Annotated in this window: 14 protein-coding genes; 6 read left to right on the top strand and 8 right to left on the bottom strand. The window is 48.2% G+C overall.

Translation table 11 applies throughout. From position 1 onward, the window contains the following. Nucleotides 1-55: 55 nt before the first annotated feature. Both AADH33_RS03090 and AADH33_RS03085 read left to right on the top strand, forming a co-directional pair. Nucleotides 56-937 (top strand): rhomboid family intramembrane serine protease, encoded by an 882-nt coding sequence (locus tag AADH33_RS03090; protein ID WP_348549533.1) that lies wholly within the window; start codon nt 56-58, stop codon nt 935-937. 185 nt (nt 938-1,122) lie between these two features. Next, complete coding sequence (locus tag AADH33_RS03085) at nt 1,123-1,935, top strand: MipA/OmpV family protein (RefSeq protein ID WP_100749870.1); 813 nt, start codon at nt 1,123-1,125, stop codon at nt 1,933-1,935. A gap of 83 nt (nt 1,936-2,018) precedes the next feature. Here the strand turns inward: AADH33_RS03085 and AADH33_RS03080 are convergent, their stop codons facing one another. Both AADH33_RS03080 and fumC read right to left on the bottom strand, forming a co-directional pair. Further along, nucleotides 2,019-2,450: an ACP-like domain-containing protein gene (locus AADH33_RS03080; protein ID WP_207969176.1), complete on the bottom strand. Its 432-nt coding sequence runs from the start codon at nt 2,448-2,450 to the stop codon at nt 2,019-2,021. A 401-nt stretch (nt 2,451-2,851) separates the two neighbouring features. Then, the gene (fumC, locus tag AADH33_RS03075) at nt 2,852-4,255 is read right to left on the bottom strand and encodes a class II fumarate hydratase (protein ID WP_207969175.1); all 1,404 of its coding nucleotides are present in this window, start codon (nt 4,253-4,255) and stop codon (nt 2,852-2,854) included. A gap of 230 nt (nt 4,256-4,485) precedes the next feature. Between fumC and AADH33_RS03070 the strand changes: the two genes are divergently transcribed. After that, complete coding sequence (locus tag AADH33_RS03070) at nt 4,486-5,376, top strand: 5-formyltetrahydrofolate cyclo-ligase (RefSeq protein WP_348549532.1); 891 nt, start codon at nt 4,486-4,488, stop codon at nt 5,374-5,376. 181 nt (nt 5,377-5,557) lie between these two features. Here the strand turns inward: AADH33_RS03070 and AADH33_RS03065 are convergent, their stop codons facing one another. Next, the gene (locus AADH33_RS03065) at nt 5,558-6,919 is read right to left on the bottom strand and encodes a Na+/H+ antiporter family protein (RefSeq protein ID WP_075100560.1); all 1,362 of its coding nucleotides are present in this window, start codon (nt 6,917-6,919) and stop codon (nt 5,558-5,560) included. A gap of 296 nt (nt 6,920-7,215) precedes the next feature. Here AADH33_RS03065 and lon point away from each other — a divergent pair, with 296 nt between their 5' ends. Then, nucleotides 7,216-9,777 (top strand): endopeptidase La, encoded by a 2,562-nt coding sequence (gene lon, locus AADH33_RS03060; protein WP_348549531.1) that lies wholly within the window; start codon nt 7,216-7,218, stop codon nt 9,775-9,777. Nucleotides 9,778-10,066: 289 nt separating this feature from the next. Next, nucleotides 10,067-10,624, top strand: a complete 558-nt coding sequence (locus AADH33_RS03055) for a superoxide dismutase family protein (RefSeq protein WP_075100559.1) — start codon at nt 10,067-10,069, stop codon at nt 10,622-10,624. Between the two features lie 185 nt (nt 10,625-10,809). On the opposite strand, the gene topA is transcribed toward AADH33_RS03055, so the two are convergent. Continuing rightward, nucleotides 10,810-13,479: a type I DNA topoisomerase gene (gene topA / locus AADH33_RS03050; protein WP_075100558.1), complete on the bottom strand. Its 2,670-nt coding sequence runs from the start codon at nt 13,477-13,479 to the stop codon at nt 10,810-10,812. 274 nt (nt 13,480-13,753) lie between these two features. Continuing rightward, nucleotides 13,754-14,344, bottom strand: a complete 591-nt coding sequence (locus AADH33_RS03045) for a hypothetical protein (protein ID WP_348549530.1) — start codon at nt 14,342-14,344, stop codon at nt 13,754-13,756. 297 nt (nt 14,345-14,641) lie between these two features. Here AADH33_RS03045 and AADH33_RS03040 point away from each other — a divergent pair, with 297 nt between their 5' ends. Continuing rightward, nucleotides 14,642-15,214, top strand: a complete 573-nt coding sequence (locus AADH33_RS03040) for a DUF2799 domain-containing protein (RefSeq protein WP_348549529.1) — start codon at nt 14,642-14,644, stop codon at nt 15,212-15,214. 208 nt (nt 15,215-15,422) lie between these two features. On the opposite strand, the gene AADH33_RS03035 is transcribed toward AADH33_RS03040, so the two are convergent. The 3 genes from AADH33_RS03035 to AADH33_RS03025 all read right to left on the bottom strand — a co-directional run bounded on the left by AADH33_RS03035 (nt 15,423) and on the right by AADH33_RS03025 (nt 17,657). Beyond that, nucleotides 15,423-15,824, bottom strand: coding sequence for an ExbD/TolR family protein (locus tag AADH33_RS03035; RefSeq protein WP_075100555.1), 402 nt, complete (start codon nt 15,822-15,824; stop codon nt 15,423-15,425). Between the two features lie 82 nt (nt 15,825-15,906). Then, entirely contained in the window at nt 15,907-16,584 is a 678-nt protein-coding gene (locus AADH33_RS03030) for a MotA/TolQ/ExbB proton channel family protein (protein ID WP_348549528.1), read from the bottom strand. Between the two features lie 128 nt (nt 16,585-16,712). Beyond that, nucleotides 16,713-17,657, bottom strand: a complete 945-nt coding sequence (locus AADH33_RS03025) for an energy transducer TonB (RefSeq protein WP_348549527.1) — start codon at nt 17,655-17,657, stop codon at nt 16,713-16,715. Nucleotides 17,658-18,083 lie beyond the last annotated feature (426 nt).

The raw sequence follows: 18,083 nt of genomic DNA, 5'->3' as shown, positions 1-18,083 counted from the left end.
ATTATCTCTACTGCTTATTTATTCTATTTATAACTTATCAATAAGACTGGCGCTTATGACCATACAACAACTGCTAAAGACAGCACCTGTGACCACCTTACTGTTAATCAGCTTTATTGGGCTGTTTCTCCTGCAGGTGCTGACAGGCGTCGATGCCAATAACCCCTCAACTGAGGATTTGCTCAAATGGGGCGCCAATGCGCTGCCCTTTACCATGACTGACGACCCATGGCGGCTGCTCAGTAGTGCGTTTTTGCATATTGGTTTGATGCATCTATTGTTTAATGGGTTTGCCATGTATTTTTTCGGTCAAGTGGCCGAACCGATGTTTGGCTCCGCGAAGTTTTTGGCGTTGTTTTTATTGGCGGCCATCGGTGGCAACTTACTCAATAACCATGTCACTTGGCAAGGAATTTTAGATGGTACGGGACAGCCTGGCATATCAGCAGGTGCCTCAGGTGGCATCATGGGTATCGGGGCTGCGCTACTCATCGCCGCATTGTTCAAAATCTCAGTCAACGGCCTTGTGCTTAATCTTAAAAGCTTGATATTTATTATGGGTATCAATTTGGTCTATGGTTTTGCTGTCCCCGGTATCGACAATGCTGGTCATATCGGCGGCGCGGCGACAGGTTTGGTGATTGCGCTGGCCTTTGCCATTGCCTATCGTCAGCGTGCCAAGGCGACACAAGTAAGCCCGCCTTTTGATGCAAGCTTGCATATCCATCCCACTTATCAGCAGTATAAAGGGTATAATAACTATCATAATAATAGTCATAATAGTCATCACTATGCTGACTCAAATAAGGCAAAAAACCCTGCGATACTATGGCAGCTGCTCCCTTGGCTTGTGATGCTCGTCATGAGTGTTGGCTTTGCCTACTGGTGGCAAGACTTGCATCAGCAGCTACTACAAGTGCTCGCCGCCATTGAATAGCGCTCATTGAGTAGCACGCTGTGGCTATTCGTCACTATGAATAGTATTGATAACAGCCTACGTGCCAACAGCTTATGCAATTTATTCACCAGCACTTTTTTACTTATCTTACTTATCTTTATTTGCTCAAATTTTGACGATATCGTTTCACCATTTACTAGTCCAACCACTGATGAGAAAAACCCATGTCTAATGTATCTGCGCTACCCCATGTCGCTACACGTACAACCTTTAACGCCTTGGCAGCTACTGCCTTACTGGGTGTCGCCAGCATGTCTCATGCCGCGATTTTTAAAAACAACTTACCGACCGATCCAGACGCGGTACTTAGCGTCGGCGTCAACGTCATGGCCGTCAATCCAGCCTATGATATGGAAGACAGCACTGATATACGCGTGCTGCCGGGCGTGTTTTATGACAACAACAGAGTCTATGCGCGCGGCGCTCAAGCTGGTGCTTATCTCATCAATGATGGTACCAATCAGCTCTCGGCATACGCGCAGCTGTCTGGTAGCGAGTTTGACCCTGATGATGCCCGCGGCGCGCTACAAGGACTAGATGAGCGTAAGGCCTCGGCGGCGGCAGGTTTAACGTATTTACGTCGTACGCCAGTTGGGGGTTTTCGTGCGCAGATCGCAACAGACGTATTGGATCGTAGCGGCGGCAACACAGCGCGGCTGACTTATCTGGCGCGTATCACTCAAGGTAAGCTCACCGTCTATCCGAGTGCAGGGTTTGAGTATCATGATGCAGATTATAACGAGTATTATTATGGCGTTAGTGAAGAAGAATCTGCCAAGACCGGCATTGCTGCTTATAAATCCAATTCAAGCTTAAACCCTTATATCAATATCAGTGCCAACTATGACTTCAATGAGCGCTGGGCAGGCTTTGCCAACCAAAGCTTAAGCTATCTGCCAAATGAGCAAAAAGACAGCCCAATGGTCAACTCGCGTACCGAGTCCACCACGACACTAGGCTTGCTGTATAAATTTTAATTGAGCTTAGATTTTGAATAAAAAGACCTTGCCACATAACGTGACAAGGTCTTTTTTATCTAAGTCTATCAGCCTGCTGAAAACTAGCCTTTAATCTTTCTGATAGAGTCGACGTTACAGCCTTTATAAAGGATTTCGCTCTTAGCGTTTTGGATATTGGCCGAAGAGTTATGATAGTTGTTTAAACGCAGAGGCCCAGTCATGATACTAAAGTTATCCTCATCGCCAAACACAGTACCGACATTGTCAGAGCGTCCTAAGTTGATTGGTAAAAATCTTGTTTTGCCATTCAAAGTAGCTTCTGCAAAGGTCGGTAGATACTCTTTATTAAAACCATAAGTCACACTGACTTTTTTGTTGTTTTGGCAGCTATAGTTGACTTGTCTGTGTTTGATGGCCGTATCATAGCTCTCACTTGGCTCCATCACATTGTCTGAATAGGCCATTGCTGAGCCAGAGCCCAACATCGCCATCATAATACCAGCAGATGACAAAGCGGCTGTTAATTTTTTCATAATAGTACCTCAATTGAGTGATTAAAATAGTTATAGATAGGGAGACGTTAGCGGCGAACTATTTTTGGTTAGTCTAATCGTTCGCTCTTATTGGCTTTATCGTGATTTAGAAAATGTTTTTAGAAGCTATTATTTACGAATTCACGAGCCCATACCTATGTACTCATTATAATAAAAATTTTTGTTTGGGTTGTTATAACTGTGAGTGCGCTTGTTGACTACGGGTAAGGCTTTGTTGCGCGCGATGTAGATACTGTCACTCATAGACGAAAAAAAAGACCTTACGCATCCGTTTATAGAGGATGGTAAGGTCTTTTGTTACTTAGACTATCAAATTTAAAAATCTGAATAGCGAAAAAGACAAACTACTCAGGTTTTTGGATTGATACTTTGGATTGATACTAAGAAGGATGTACCATATCCGCAGGGGTTACCCACTCATCGAACTGCGCTTCAGTGAGTAGCTCTAACTCAACCGCCACTTGCTTCAAGGTTTTGTTTTCTTTATAAGCTGTCTTGGCGATTTTTGCCGCGTTTTCATAGCCGACATGACGGTTTAGTGCCGTCACCAGCATCAATGAGTTGTGCAAGAAGTCATCGATTTTTTCTTTGACAGGCTCAATACCAACGGCGCAGTTATCGTTAAAGCTGTTGCACGCATCGCCCAGTAGCTTGATAGATTGCAATAGGTTAAAGGCAATCACAGGCTTATACACATTTAGCTCAAAGTTACCTGACGCGCCCGCCATGCTGATAGTCGTGTCGTTACCCATCACTTGCGCCACAACCATGGTCATCGCTTCTGACTGCGTTGGGTTTACTTTACCTGGCATGATAGATGAGCCTGGCTCGTTTTCTGGAATGGTCAGCTCGCCAAGACCACAACGAGGACCTGAGGCAAGCCAGCGTACGTCGTTAGCGATTTTATTGAGGCTACCTGCTAGGGTCTTTAATGCGCCAGAAGCAAAGACTTCGGCATCACGCGCCGCTAGTGCTTCAAATTTATTTGGTGAAGTGACAAAGGGTAAGCCTGTCAATGTCGCCAATTGCTCAGCTGCTTTTACTGCATAATCAGGGTGGGCGTTTAGACCCGTACCTACTGCAGTGCCGCCTAGTGGCAACTCATATAGACCTTGTAGCGCATTGTCGATGCGAGTCAATGCATGGTCAAGCTGGCTGACATAACCGCTGAACTCTTGGCCTAGGGTCAAAGGCGTGGCGTCTTGTAAGTGCGTACGGCCGATTTTGACGATGCTATCGAACTCGCGGGCTTTGGCATCTAGCGTATCGCGTAGTGCTTTTACCGCTGGGATAAGCAAGCTGTTGATCTGACGAGCAGCGGCCACACGAATCGCGGTTGGGAAGCTGTCGTTGGTAGACTGGGCGTGGTTGACATGATCATTTGGGTGAATCGGCGTGTAGCTGCCGCGCGCGTTCCCTGCGATTTCGTTGGCACGGTTGGCCAGCACTTCGTTCATGTTCATGTTTGACTGCGTACCAGAACCGGTCTGCCATACAACTAATGGAAACTGATCGGTAAGGCCACCATTGATGATTTCATCTGCCGCTTGTACGATAAGGTCGCGCTTATCGCCTTCGATACGCTCTAGGCTGGCGTTGGTGATAGCAGCGGCTTTTTTTACCAGTGCCATCGCTTCAATCATCGGACGCGGCAAGGTCTCGCCACCAATTTTGAAGTTTTCACGGCTACGCTGGGTTTGCGCGCCCCAATAAGCGTCGGCTGGGACTTCCACGTTGCCCATTGTGTCTTTCTCAAGTCGTGTTGCCTGATTCTGTGTCGACATAACTACCCTCTTTGGTTTTATTGAGCCATAAAAAGTGCAACGCACGCTGCACATAAAGGAAAATACGATGTAAAGTGGCGTTATGATAGCATGACTTATCACAAATTTCTCCACGTCCGTGAGGCTAACTGATGTCCAAAAGCACCAGCCAACACCCTTCTGCCACGACAGCGCCTAAAGCATCGCCTAAGTCATCATCTAAGGGCGCTGACGTAAAAATAAAGGATAAAATGACAGCTACTATTGTCAATCCATCCAGACGACAATTTACCCGCCAGCGTCACCAGTTAAGTGCAGGCGAGCGCAGACAATACGCGCGCATGGCGAGCTTACATTTACCCAAACTCCAGCAGCGCCTACCACCGCGTGCACGTGTTGGCTTGTATTACGATGGCTTTGGTGAGCTGCCCACTCAGCCACTGCTTAACTGGTGTAAGCGCCTAGGTTATTTGCCGTATTTGCCAGTGGTCGGCTCGCTCGGTCGTGATGCTACGGGTAATATTGATAAACACCTGCGTTTTGTGCCGATTTATCATTCTAAATGGGTAAACGTACCGACACGGATTCATAGTCTGGGTATGAAGCAAAATCATCATCGCAGGTTACGCTGGGCACGAGAGTTAGACGTCATTATCTGTCCACTGGTGGCAGTGGATAAACGTGGCAATCGTATGGGTATGGGCGGCGGCTTTTATGATACGACGCTTGGCAAAAGCCATCAGGCAGGATTAAAAAAGCCGTTAAAAGTTGGCTGGTGTTACGATTTTCAAGTGGTCGAGCAGCTAGCGCGTCAGCCTTGGGATGTGCCACTAGATGGCCTGCTAACGCCAAGTGGCTTAAGGTGGTTTCAACCAAATAATAGCGCAAAAACTAACCATAGTGCTGAGCAAGAAACCTCTAGCGCTGATACCGTTGAAACGTATTTAAAAGCGTTAGGAAGTGATGACAAAAGAGAAATGCTTTACTACAGTCAAGAACAATCCTTTGGCTCTGATGAATTGGCTAGTGTCATTAATGAGGCGCGTTTGAATGAGCTGCTGGCACAAAGTGATGCGTTTTTGGCTAGTTTAACTGGTGAGATTGAGGATTTTGATGAGGGTGGTAATACCAGTGAAAAATGATTTATATCGAACAACAAACTACAGGGTATGCTTAGCACATCGCTGATAATTACAGCGCTATTCTTAGTGCGCTAAGCAACTGAGAAAAATGTGAACCAAACCCTTATAAAAAGCCAAAAAGGCGGATGATTATCAAATCACTCGCCTTTTTTGATTTGGTAATAGCCGTTTAGAGTATTGTCTAAAGCACCATCGCTGCAATCCAACCAAAGGCCAATAATGGGATATTGTAATGCAAAAAGGTCGGCACCACGCTGTCTTTGATATGGTCGTGTTGGCCATCAATATTCAGGCCAGAGGTCGGCCCGAGTGTCGAATCTGAGGCAGGCGAGCCTGCATCACCAAGCGCGCCAGCCGTACCGATAATCGCCACGGTGGCGAGCGGTGAAAACCCTAAAGAGATACAGAGCGGCACATAGATCGCAGCCAAAATAGGGATGGTCGAAAACGATGAGCCAATCCCCATCGTCACCACTAGCCCAATGAGCAGCATAATAAAGGCGGCAATGGCCTTGTTACCCGCAAACAACGACGCGGCGCCATCGACCAACGGCTGAATCTGCTCCGTCGCTTTCATGACTTCAGCAAAGCCTTGCGCGGTAATCATGATAAAGCCAATCATCGCCATCAGTTTGATACCATCATTAAACACCGTATCGGCATCACGCCATTTGACCACGCCGGTCGCCATAAAGACCCCAAAGCCAAACATCGAGCCGAGCAGCAGCGAGTCGGTATAAAGCTGCACCACAAAGGCGGTGACGATAGCCGCTAGCGCCACTAGGGTTTTGAGCTTGCTTTGTGCCTTAGCACCAGCAGCGGTTTTGCTCAAGGCATCATTGGCCACCACGGCGTCATGCGCTTCTTTATCCACTGCCACTTGCTGATAATCACGCGGCTTACGATAGCTGATAAATATCGCTGTTAATAAGCCGACCAGCATCCCTGTTGCCGGAATCGCCATCGCTTGTACAACTGAAATATCGGCGACATCGATGCCCGCTTCTCCAACGTTTTTTAGCATGATTTGATTTAGATAAATATCACCAAAACCATAAGGAATAAACATATAAGTGGTGACCAGACCAAAGGTCAACAGGCACGCGATCAGACGGCGATCTATCTGCATACGGTTGAACGCCAGCAGCAATGGCGGCACCAGCAGCGGGATAAAAGCGATATGAATGGGGATTAGGTTTTGGCTAAAGCAGCTCATCATCACCAAGCCGGCAAACAGCAGATACTTAATCATCGCGCTGGTGCCACCAGCATCGATACGCTTAATGACCGCACCTGCAAGTGACTGCGGCAATCCAGAGTGAGCAATCGCCACGGCAAAAGCCCCAAGCAGTGCATAGGACAGCGCGATTTGCGCGCCATTGCGGATACCTTCTTGAAAGGCATTGAGGGTATCGGTCATACCCAGACCTGCGATGAGCCCACCTGCCAGCGCGCCGATTAACAAACTCAGTACCACGTGTACCCGCGCCAAAGATAGCCCTAGCATGATGACTACCGCCAACAGCACTGCATTGATGGTCATATTTTCGCCCCTTACCCTATGTTTTTAGCCCCGTGATGGCGCTTTTGCGTATTACCCGCTCTGCCCTATCAATAGCTTTGACTATCGATTGCGGATAAGACGCGCGTCATTTTACCTGATTTTGTCCACAAAACCCACGCGCAGAACCCCGCAGACAAATAAAACCCAGCAAATAAAGAGACAATATCCTCGTTTCTGTTGGCAATAGAGCCTTGCAATTTTGTATAGCAGCACCATTTATCTAAACATGAACCACGAACTTGACTTTACAAGTCTGGTGAACGAGGAAGGAATATATGAGCGAACACAATATTGATCAAGACAATATCGACATCGATGTCGACGTTTCGACCGCAGCCACTGACGGCGATACGCCAAACGATACCCAAGAGAGTATCGCGGCGACCGCAGATCCAGCAAAAGAGCATAACGATAAATCGGCGGAAGAATATTTGCCGCTATTAGCACTGCGCGATGTGGTGGTCTATCCGCACATGCAAATCGCCCTATTTGTCGGCCGCGCACCCTCCGTTAAAGCCGTCGAATTGGCGCAGGCGGAGTATGGCAACAAAGTACTGGTCGTGGCACAAAAAGACTCACTCACCGAAGACATTGATCAAGACAACTTGTATCAATACGGTACCGTGTGCCGCATCGTCAGCACCATGCCGCATGACAGCGACGAGAGCTGCATTAAAGTGCTGATCGAAGGTCAGTACCGTGCGCGTGTCGATACGATCGAAAACCATGATGCGCTAATGATGGCACGGTTTGAACGTGCTGACCTTGATGTAGCGATGGATGAGAGCCAGCAAAAAAACACCATTCAAGCGCTGACTACCCTGTTTGAGAGCTATGCGGATGCGCGCTTACGTAATGCGCGTGAGCTGACGCGCGTGGCGGGGCGTATCGACGACCTATTGGAGTTGGTCTATTTTATCTCGACCCGCGTATCGATGGATTTAGAGGTCAAGCAATCGTTTTTAGAAAAAGACGATATCAAAACCCATATCAATACCTTGACCGAATATCTCGTCAAGCAAAGCGCGGAACAAAACATCGAGCAAGATATCCAAGAAGCCGTGCGTCAGCAGATGGAAGACAACCAGCGCGAGTACTTCTTAAACGAGAAGATGAAAGCGATCAAAAACGAGCTATCAGATCTCAATGATGGCGCGTTCGATGGCGAAGATGATGTCGCTGAGCTAGAGCAGCGTCTAGAAGATGCTGACTTGCCAGAAGATGTGCGCAAAAAAGCCGAGCAAGAGCTGAAAAAACTCAAAATGATGCCGCCTGCATCGAGTGAATCATCAGTGGTGCGCAACTATATTGAGTGGATTTTGGACACGCCGTGGAACGCCACGACCAAGGTTTCGATCAATCTTGATAAAGCCAAAACGGTGCTGGACGAAGATCATTACGGCTTGCAAGATGTCAAAGACCGCATCTTAGAGTACCTCGCTGTCCAATCACGGGTGAAAAAACTTCGCGGCCCGATTCTGTGCTTAGTCGGCCCTCCCGGTGTTGGTAAAACGTCACTAGGTGAATCGATTGCCCGTGCTACTGGCCGTAAGTTCGTGCGTATGGCGCTTGGCGGTGTGCGTGATGAAGCAGAAATCCGTGGTCATCGCCGTACTTATATCGGTGCGATGCCGGGTAAAATCGTCCAGTCATTGGCCAAAGTCGAAGTCAAAAACCCGCTATTTTTACTCGATGAAATCGATAAAATGGCGCAAGACTTCCGCGGCGATCCAGCGTCAGCCTTGCTTGAAGTGCTAGATCCATCACAGAACGATACCTTTAACGACCATTATCTCGATATGGACTTAGATTTATCGCAAGTGATGTTTATCTGTACTGCCAACAGCATGGATATCCCGCCTGCCCTGCTGGACCGTATGGAAGTCATTCGCCTGCCGGGCTATACCGAAGAAGAAAAGGTCAACATCGCGCAGAAATACCTTGTACCAAAAGCCATTAAGCAAAATGGCCTCAAAGAAGGCGAGATTGAGATTGTCGAAGCGGCATTGCATAGCATCGTGCGTAGCTATACGCGTGAAGCCGGTGTGCGTAACCTTGAGCGTGAAGTCAATAAAATCTGCCGCAAAGTGGTACGCGGCTCGGTCGAAACCCATGGCGCCCGCGCTCCGAAAAAAGCAGAGCGTCAGCTAGTCACAGTCGACGACAAAAACATCGATGATTATCTAGGCGTCCATCAGTACGACTACGGTCTGGCAGAAGAAGAGCCTGAAATCGGCCGCGTGACGGGACTTGCTTGGACACAAGTTGGCGGTGAGCTACTGACCATCGAAGCGGTGGCCATGAAAGGCAAAGGTGAGCTGAGCTTTACCGGATCGCTTGGTGACGTGATGAAAGAATCGATCCGTGCGGCCATGAGTGTGGTACGGGCGCGTGGCGACAGCCTAGGTATCGACTACGACACCGTCAAAACCACTGATATCCACGTGCATATGCCAGAAGGTGCAACGCCAAAAGACGGGCCATCGGCTGGTGGTGCGCTAACCACAGCGCTGGTCTCTGCCTTAACTGGCATTGCCATTCGCCCGGATATTGCCATGACAGGCGAGATTACCTTGCGCGGTAAAATCTTACGCATCGGCGGTCTAAAAGAAAAGCTACTGGCTGCGCATCGCGGTGGCATCAAGCATGTGCTGATTCCAGAGAGTAACGAGCGCGACCTAGCTGATATCCCCGATAACGTTAAAGAAGGCTTGACCATTCAGCCAGTGGCGACAATTGACGAGATATTAAAAGTAGCGCTGGTCAGTATGCCAGTGCCACTTAAGCCTGCCAAAGTAACGGTCGATAAAACCTCTGGCAAAGCGCTACATAACTGATTTGATTGGCTACAAGTCCACTCTGATAAAAAAAGCCGCTCATCATCATGATGGGCGGTTTTTTTTGCCTCATGCTTTTTAAACCCATACGATACTTACATTTATTAACCGATTGTTGCGCATTTGATGAATAACTATATCTAATGCTTGGCTATACTGATTGCGACATTAAGCAATGCTTGAGTAATTAAGCAGTGTTTGAGTACAGTGTTTGAATACTCAGAAAACATGAATACTTTTAGAAAAAACAGACATTCATCACAATGAATAAATATAAATGGAGAGAACAATGAATAAGACAATGCTTGCAAGTGCGCTACTATGTGGTTCGGCTCTTGCCATGACTGGCTGTCAAACGGTCGAAGGTCAAATGCAAACAGGCAATCCTGTCAATCAGCCAGCACTAAAATCTACCATCAAAGCCGTCGCTGGTAACCAAAATGAAGTCGGACAAGTATTCTTACGTCCAGTAGATGGCGGCGTACAGGTGTATGGTAAGCTGATGAACTTGCAGCCTGGTAAGACCGTATCGCTTCATATTCACGAGACAGGCAGCTGTGCCAATATGGGTAAAGCAGCAGGCGGCCACTTCAATCCAGACAACAAACCGCACTCAAACCCTGATGACATGAATGGCCATGCAGGCGACCTGCCTAACTTGACAGCAAACGAAGATGGCGTTGCTACCATCAACTACGTCAACAAAAAAATCTCTGCGGCAGAAGCTGGCAAATACAGTGTCAACCGCTTAGCCTTTATCGTGCATAGTGGGGTTGATGATTATACCAGTCAGCCTGCGGGTAATGCAGGTGACCGTGTGGCATGTGGTATCATCGAAAAGACCTAATCGCAGTAGTTCGGTCGTAAAACATAGCCGTTCGCTAATAAAAAACCTCTTAGATCATCTAAGAGGTTTTTTTATGGACATTAACATCGCAAGGTATGATCGAATCCAAATAAATCAGATACGCGGCTATCAGGTCGCTCACTGTATCGGTATCGAAGATTGGCTATCGTTTGGACTGATATTGATTACTCCTCAACCCACTCGCCATTACGCCAGTACACACCCCAACGCGTGGCTTTGCCGTTTTTTTCAGAGCCGATGTATTGCTCTTTTTTCTTACGTGACCAGCGCAGTATCGTTGGATTGCCATCTGGATCTTCATCTGGCCCGTCAAACAGATACTGGAATTTATCTTCCATCTTATCCTTGATAGGTCGCAGTTCAGCCAGCTTGGGCGCACGGGTTTCGCGCACTTTTGGGAACTTTGAGGCGGCGAGGAACATGCCTGCAGCGCCTTCACGCAAGATAAAATAGTCATCATGCTTGGTTGATTTGAGCTCTGGCAGATGTATCGGATCCATACGCGGCGGTGCAGCTTCACCGGTTTTTAGCACTTTACGGGTGTTGTCGCACTGCTGACAGGCAAAATAAGGGCCAAAGCGTCCGGTCTTTAGCTCCATTTGTCCATCGCACTTATCACAATCAATGGTTGGCGCATCTGAGCCTGGGACCTCAAACTTACCTTCTTCTAAGATATAACCGTCGCAGTCAGGATTGTTACCGCAGATATGCAGTTTCAGGCCGCCATCGACGATATAGCCGTTCATCGCTGTACCACATTTGGGACAGCGTTTTTTCTCCATCAGGTCTTTGACTTCCGCCACTTCATCGGCCGCGTCGCTTTCATCAAGATTGGCAAAGGCTTCGACTGGCATCAAGTTTTTGGTGCCTTTGCAGCGCTCTTTTGGCGGTAAGTTATAACCTGTACAACCTAAAAACACCCCCGTCGAGCCGGTACGCAGCTGCATCGGACGCGAGCATATATCGCAGTGCACGTCTGGCACATCGGTCGGGTCATTGGGGCGCATGCCGTCTTTTTCTTTGGCGCGCTCGAGCGTCTTTTTAAAGTCGCCATAAAAGTTATCTAGCACATCTTTCCAGTCTTGATCGCCTTCTGCGACGTGATCTAGCTTGTCCTCTAACGCGGCAGTAAAGGTATAGTCCATTAAGTCTGGGAAGCTTGCGGTCAATCTATCGGTGACGATATCACCCATTTTTTCGGCAAACAAGCGCTTGTTTTCGAGCTTGACATAGCCGCGGTCTTGAATGGTGGAGATGATAGAGGCATATGTCGATGGACGGCCGATGCCTTTTTTCTCCAGCTCTTTGACAAGGCTGGCCTCAGTATAGCGCGGTGGTGGCTTGGTAAAGTGCTGGCTTGGGTCGAGCTTATCTAGGGTCAACTGATCGCCTTTTTTGACATCAGGCAGTAGCGTATCGTCCGTCTTGGCAGGCGGCATGACTTTGGTATAGCCATCAAACACCATGGTACGGCCGCGGGCTTTTAGCTCGACATCGCTTGCCGCCACAAACAAATTCACCGATAGATACTTTGCTGGCAGCATCTGACAGGCGACGAACTGACGCCAAATCAGCTCGTACAGACGTATGGCATCACGCTCAACGCCTTTGAGCTGGGTGGATTTCATATGGACATTAGATGGGCGAATCGCCTCATGCGCCTCTTGTGCGCCTTGTTTGTTGCCATAAAAATTTGGTTTTTCTGGCACATATTTATCGCCATAGCTGTCTTCGATATAGCCACGCACAGCCGCCAAGGCATCACCAGACAAAAAAGTCGAGTCGGTACGCATATAGGTAATGTGCCCCGCCTCATACAGGCGCTGCGCTAAAATCATGGTCTTCTTCACTGAAAACCCTAAGCGTGTGCTGGCCGCTTGTTGCAAGGTCGAGGTGATAAACGGCGCACTCGGACGCGACTGCGTGGGTTTTTCCTCACGCTCTTTGACGATAAAATCGCTGGTTTTGAGTACTGCTAAGACTTTATCGGTCTGCTCTTTATTGACCAGCTTAAGCGTTTTGCCGCCTTGTTTGGTCGCCTCTAGGCGAATCGAGCTTTGCTCAGCATCTGTCGGTTTTTTGACATTACTAGCAGTAACGTGGGTATCGGCATGGATCTGCCAGTATTCCTCTGGAATAAAAGCGCGAATCTCATGCTCACGCTCGACCACCAAGCGCATCGCAACCGACTGCACACGGCCCGCCGACAGACCACGTGCGATTTTTTGCCATAGCAGCGGCGATACCATAAAGCCGACGACACGGTCTAAAAAGCGCCGCGCTTGCTGGGCGTTGACACGGTCGATATCGAGCTTTGATGGCTCTTTAAACGCATTTTGAATGGCGGATTTGGTAATCTCATTAAAAACCACACGCTGGTATTTGCTATCAGGGCCGCCGATGACTTCTTTTAGATGCCAAGCGATGGCTTCCCCTTCTCTATCCATATCCGTGGCCAGATAAATTTTGTCAGCGTCTTTGGCCAGTGCCTTTAGCTCTTTGATGACTTTGGTTTTGTTCGGCAGCACTTCATAGACGGCCGCCCAGTCATGCTCTGGATCGACACCCATACGGCGCACCAGTGCTTGCTGCGCTTTTTCTTCTTTGCTCAGCGTCTCATCTTTTTTAGCAGCGGTTGTCTTTTTTGCACTTTTACTGGCACTAACGGGCAAATCACGAACATGACCGATACTTGAGCGTACGATAAAGTCATCACCAAGGTATTTATTAATGGTTTTTGCTTTGGCGGGTGATTCGACAATCACCAACGACTTGCCTTTTTTTGGGCTATCGGTCGCGGATGCTGGAGTTTTTTTGGTTGTGGTTTTTGCCATATGTGACGACACCATAATATAAGTAGATGAAAAGTAGGTTTAAATTCAGCAGCATGGCAATTTATGGTAGCTAAGCATATTCACTCAGCGATTTATTGTAGTAATGGCTGCCAATAAAAACGGTTATGAAACAAACACTAACCATAATACAAAGCGCACGTTATAAAGACGTTACACTGCTAAGTATTAAGCTGTCAACTGCAAATGACTGAGAGTTTGCCAAAAGTGCTTGCATATTGCTATTAAATGGAGACGAAAAATTGCTTTACCAGCTTTAGGGATTTTTTTGCATTTGTCGCGCCCATTTTTCTAGGTTTGCCTTTAGGGCCAATAGATCAGTCTCAATCATTTTTTGTTGATAGGCGGGGTTGGTTGCTGGACGCACATAGGCGATATCTTCCCAGTAAATCACGATGCTATTGGCTTTGGTCAACAGCCCTTTGACAAAAGGCTCGATACTCGCAGGCAAGTCCAGCGGCGCTTTATCCAAAGCAAAGTTGGCCGGTTTGATGACAGGCTTGCTATGAGTCGCGCGAATCGCACTTGGCACCACAAGCTTGCTGTCATCTGCACTCGTATCGACAAAGCTACTATCTGGTCGCCACTGTCCATCAATCACCTGATAGCGCGCATGGGGCAGCTGGATATCGTCCAGTATGAGGCAGTACTGCCCAAGCATGCCGCGGCCATACTCGTTGTCACGGCCTTTGATCCAGTCAGGGCAACTGACCAGCTTTGGGTTGAGCTGCAAGCGGCGCGCTGTCATGCGCAGCTTATCCAAGCGCTGATCAATACCGTTCGGTTTGAGCGCCATCATACTCCCTAACACAAATAGTACAATGATAACGCCGATCAATATTCCCATGGTGGTGTGGCCTTTTGACTAAAAACAATGATATGAAAAATATAACGCTCACCGCTGGCGGCTAAAAAGCGAGCAGATAGACACTTATAATGCGTATCAACACCTAAAAACCAAGCAAGCCCTACACAGTAGCCGCAAACGCTTGTAGCGCGCCTGCGTGCTATCGCTCTTATAGATACACTGGTATATCAATTACTTATCGATATATAAAAACACCAATACTCACAAGATACAAAAAGCTGGTAGCGCTAAAAGGTGCTATGATAAACCATAATTTTAAACGCGCGCAGGTTTATTATGAATTATCTTCTTCAGCAAAACTCATCGAGCACCGCGTCACGCCGCAAAGTCGCCACGCTAGCAAGCGATATACAAACCAGTCGATGCGGTATACAAAAAAGCCGAGCAAGCCTGAGCTTGGCGATGATAGGTACGGCCGTGCTACTACTATCAGGCTGCGCCACGACTCAGAGTCTAACGCCGCAGCAGTGTCAAGCCAGCAATTGGCAGGAGGTCGGCTACGCAGATGGTATCCGTGGTCGCTCTGGCGCGTACTTTGGACACTATACCAATCAATGCGCAAGCGTCGGCGGTGCGATGCCCAATCGCATCCAATGGGAGCAAGGACGCCAGCAAGGCCTAAAAACCTACTGCACCGAGCTCAACGCCTATAAGCTGGGCCGCGAAGGCTACGACTGGCAGCCTGTTTGTCCGCTGGAGGGCATTGAAAAGCTAGAAGAAGCCTACTCGCAAGGGCGCTACTATTATATTCGTCAGCGCGACCTCGACTATCTGCGCACGCCTTATCCATTCGGCTATGGGTCTGGACGCCTGGGCTATGGTTATCGTCCTTTTGGTTACGCTTGGTAATAGGGTCTACCAAACCCAAAATAAAGGAAACCTCGCAAGGTTACCCGAGCGAGGCTGGAGAAAGCATTTATTATTTTGATTTTTCTTATTGTTGTTTTGGTGGTTTTTCTGTTGATCGGCGCGCTGCTACTTTTTGCCACTCTGCTGCTATAACTACCCGTTTACTCGCACTTTATACCGCCTACTTTATATGACCTACTTTATTAGGCTACTCATTGACAAAGGCTATCTTGGTCAGTCCTGCTTGGCTAGCGGCGGCCAGTACTTGTGCCACGGTATCGTACTTGCTGTCTTTGTCAGCGCGTAGCTGCACCGAAGGATCCTCGCCTGTTGCACTTTGCTCTTGTAGCTTTGCCTCTAGCGTGTCCATACTAATTGGATCGCTGTCCCAAAATATGCCCGCGTCTTTATCAATACTGATTTGAATGGCTTTTGGTGGCGGCTCAGTGACTGCTGCGCTGGTTTTTGGCAAGTCCAATGGCACCGCTGGATTGAGCACCGTCGCCGTCAATAAAAATATAATCATCAAGACCAGCATGATATCAATCAGCGGAATGAGGTTCATCTCATTCATACTCTGACTATCATCATCACCCAGTTGAAATGCCATAACTATCCTCAATACGTTTGGTTATTGATGCACCGTTTGTACTCGTTTGGCGCCCTGCTGCCCCTTTATGCCCCAGCAGCGACTAGCCTTGCGATGGCGCTGAGCTACGATAGTGCGTGGCGTGTGGCGCGTCTCTTTGGGCGATCTGCTGATCTTTTGTGACCTGAGTCGCAGTGACAGTACTAGGACGGCTATTGGTCGCTACCTGCTTAGCAGATGTCGCCAACAAATCATGGGCTCGGTCATTGGCATGGTACATCACTCGGCGATTGATACGCACCGAGAGGTTATAAAACACCACCGCTGGGATGGCAACCGCGATGCCAAGGCCTGTCATAATCAGCGCCTCACCGACAGGCCCTGCCACTTGTCCGAGTCCTGCTTGTCCGGTCATGCCGATATTGTGCAGCGCATGAAAGATGCCCCATACCGTCCCAAATAGCCCGATAAAGGGCGCAATCGCAGCGGTCGTGCCAAGGATAGGCAAGCCGCGCTCACTGGCAAAGCGGTAGCGGCCGATATGCTTGAGCAATGTCTGCTCGGTGACTAGGCGACGCTGCGCGGCATCACAGCCGGCCAGCTCAGGCTGCTTAGCGGTAATCTGCTGACTCAAATCGTCTGCGACAGTAGCGGCCAGTTTGCGGCTTTGTAGTACGCGAATAATCCCCGTCACCCAAGAGACGACAGACAAGATAAGTAGCAAAAAAAACAAGGTTTTGGTCACCATGTCGCTGATTTGCCAGTAGTGCATAAAGTCCATGCCAGACTCCTTAATGTTTAATATCATCCTATGATAGCGCAGCGTATATCCCAGCTAGCCTTATCATAAAGAAATATAAAATTATAAATATCTTTTAAATTAATGAGGTAAATTCAATAAAATACGCGCTAAGGTACAGCGTAGCTAACTGTTAGTGTTACATTGCCCACCACGGGCACGCCGTTTTGTGTAAAGGGTGTAAACTTGCCAGAGCGAACTTGACGCTGCGCTGCATTATCCACACTTGGATTGCCTGACGGCTGCGACACTCGCACACTATCAATGCCGCCTTGCTTGTTGACCCTCAACACCAACACCACATTAAACGTATCGCCTGATTGAGCATTTCGAGCAGCACGCCTAGGAAAACTCCATCTCGGCGGCGATGCCCAATCAGCATTACTGGCAGTAAAGTTCACTGGCGTATTGCTTGCTGCAGCTTTTGCTTGAGCGGCTCTTTGCGCGGCTTGCTGGGCAGCCAGTGCTTCTGCTCTTTCTCTAGCCGCTTTCTCTGCCGCCAACCTCTCAGCCTCTTGCGCTGCTGCTCTATCACGGGCTTCTTGCTCAGCCTTCTGCTGTTCTTGCTCCTTTATACGACGTTCCTCGGCTCTGCGACGCTCCTCAGTTCTGCGTTGTTCATCAGCCGCGTGGGTATCGACTTTAGGCTCAGCTGCCGGTGTTTTTGGCGCTTCTGTCTTGATGATGTCAGGCTGCTTTTCTATTACTTCTTTAGGCGGCGTTGCCTTTTTTGGTGGCGTTGCTTTAGGCGGTTTTTCTTTGATAACCGGCTCTTTGATCGGTTTTGGTTGAGCCTTGACGGTAGGCGCGGCTTTAGGTTTTGGCGGCGCTGGCTGCACTTTTGGCGACTCTTGCTCTACCACGGCGACAGGCTCTTTTTGCAAAGTCACCATTTCTATCTCAATGGGCGGCGTTTGAATTTTTGCTTCTACTGGTTTTTCAGGCGCTTTCATCGCTACGAGCGCGGCGACAGTCAAGGCATGAAGGCCGACGACGACCACGGCAGCGGCGAGCGTCAGTTTGGGAGATGGCGCGTCTAAAATCGTTGAACTCATAACACTCTAATATTCAGTGACCGAGGTAGAATGGTGTAGATGATAGTGCAAACGATAATTATTATCAATAATAAATTGTGTTAATTTTATTAGCCAAAGCCTAAATCAGTCGTACCCGATAAAACAACGTGCTTGTTTTATTTGTAATTGGCAATACGTTAATAAAAACCATTATCATTTATATTGATAATGAGTCTCAATTAATTTATCATGACCGATTATCTATCCGATAAGACCGCTTGAGTACACTTAACTTACAATATCAACATCAACGAGCGCTTGGATAGTGAATGTACGAACGATAATAATACCGCTGAGCATCGTCTTGCCTATCATCCCATGTGATACATCTGCAAGACCAGCTCTTTTTTTATATGAGCCGTGTGGTGACTGTGATGGTTTTCAGACCGTCATTGATGTTTTATA

The organism is Psychrobacter sp. KFRI-CH2-11 (genome assembly GCF_038239325.1).
Lineage (GTDB): Bacteria > Pseudomonadota > Gammaproteobacteria > Pseudomonadales > Moraxellaceae > Psychrobacter > Psychrobacter celer.
The sequence above is the reverse complement of the archived record's forward strand: the minus strand, read 5'-3'. Positions and strand labels throughout refer to the sequence as shown.

What these genes read in the sequence shown, in the direction of transcription:
- AADH33_RS03070 (WP_348549532.1), top strand. Translation starts at nt 4,486, where the DNA reads ATGACAGCTACTATTGTCAATCCATCCAGACGACAATTTACCCGCCAG.
- topA (WP_075100558.1), bottom strand. Translation starts at nt 13,479, where the DNA reads ATGGCAAAAACCACAACCAAAAAAACTCCAGCATCCGCGACCGATAGC.
- AADH33_RS03030 (WP_348549528.1), bottom strand. Translation starts at nt 16,584, where the DNA reads ATGGACTTTATGCACTACTGGCAAATCAGCGACATGGTGACCAAAACC.
- AADH33_RS03085 (WP_100749870.1), top strand. Translation starts at nt 1,123, where the DNA reads ATGTCTAATGTATCTGCGCTACCCCATGTCGCTACACGTACAACCTTT.
- AADH33_RS03065 (WP_075100560.1), bottom strand. Translation starts at nt 6,919, where the DNA reads ATGACCATCAATGCAGTGCTGTTGGCGGTAGTCATCATGCTAGGGCTA.
- AADH33_RS03055 (WP_075100559.1), top strand. Translation starts at nt 10,067, where the DNA reads ATGAATAAGACAATGCTTGCAAGTGCGCTACTATGTGGTTCGGCTCTT.
- AADH33_RS03080 (WP_207969176.1), bottom strand. Translation starts at nt 2,450, where the DNA reads ATGAAAAAATTAACAGCCGCTTTGTCATCTGCTGGTATTATGATGGCG.
- fumC (WP_207969175.1), bottom strand. Translation starts at nt 4,255, where the DNA reads ATGTCGACACAGAATCAGGCAACACGACTTGAGAAAGACACAATGGGC.
- AADH33_RS03040 (WP_348549529.1), top strand. Translation starts at nt 14,642, where the DNA reads ATGAATTATCTTCTTCAGCAAAACTCATCGAGCACCGCGTCACGCCGC.
- AADH33_RS03035 (WP_075100555.1), bottom strand. Translation starts at nt 15,824, where the DNA reads ATGGCATTTCAACTGGGTGATGATGATAGTCAGAGTATGAATGAGATG.
- AADH33_RS03090 (WP_348549533.1), top strand. Translation starts at nt 56, where the DNA reads ATGACCATACAACAACTGCTAAAGACAGCACCTGTGACCACCTTACTG.
- AADH33_RS03025 (WP_348549527.1), bottom strand. Translation starts at nt 17,657, where the DNA reads ATGAGTTCAACGATTTTAGACGCGCCATCTCCCAAACTGACGCTCGCC.
- AADH33_RS03045 (WP_348549530.1), bottom strand. Translation starts at nt 14,344, where the DNA reads ATGGGAATATTGATCGGCGTTATCATTGTACTATTTGTGTTAGGGAGT.
- lon (WP_348549531.1), top strand. Translation starts at nt 7,216, where the DNA reads ATGAGCGAACACAATATTGATCAAGACAATATCGACATCGATGTCGAC.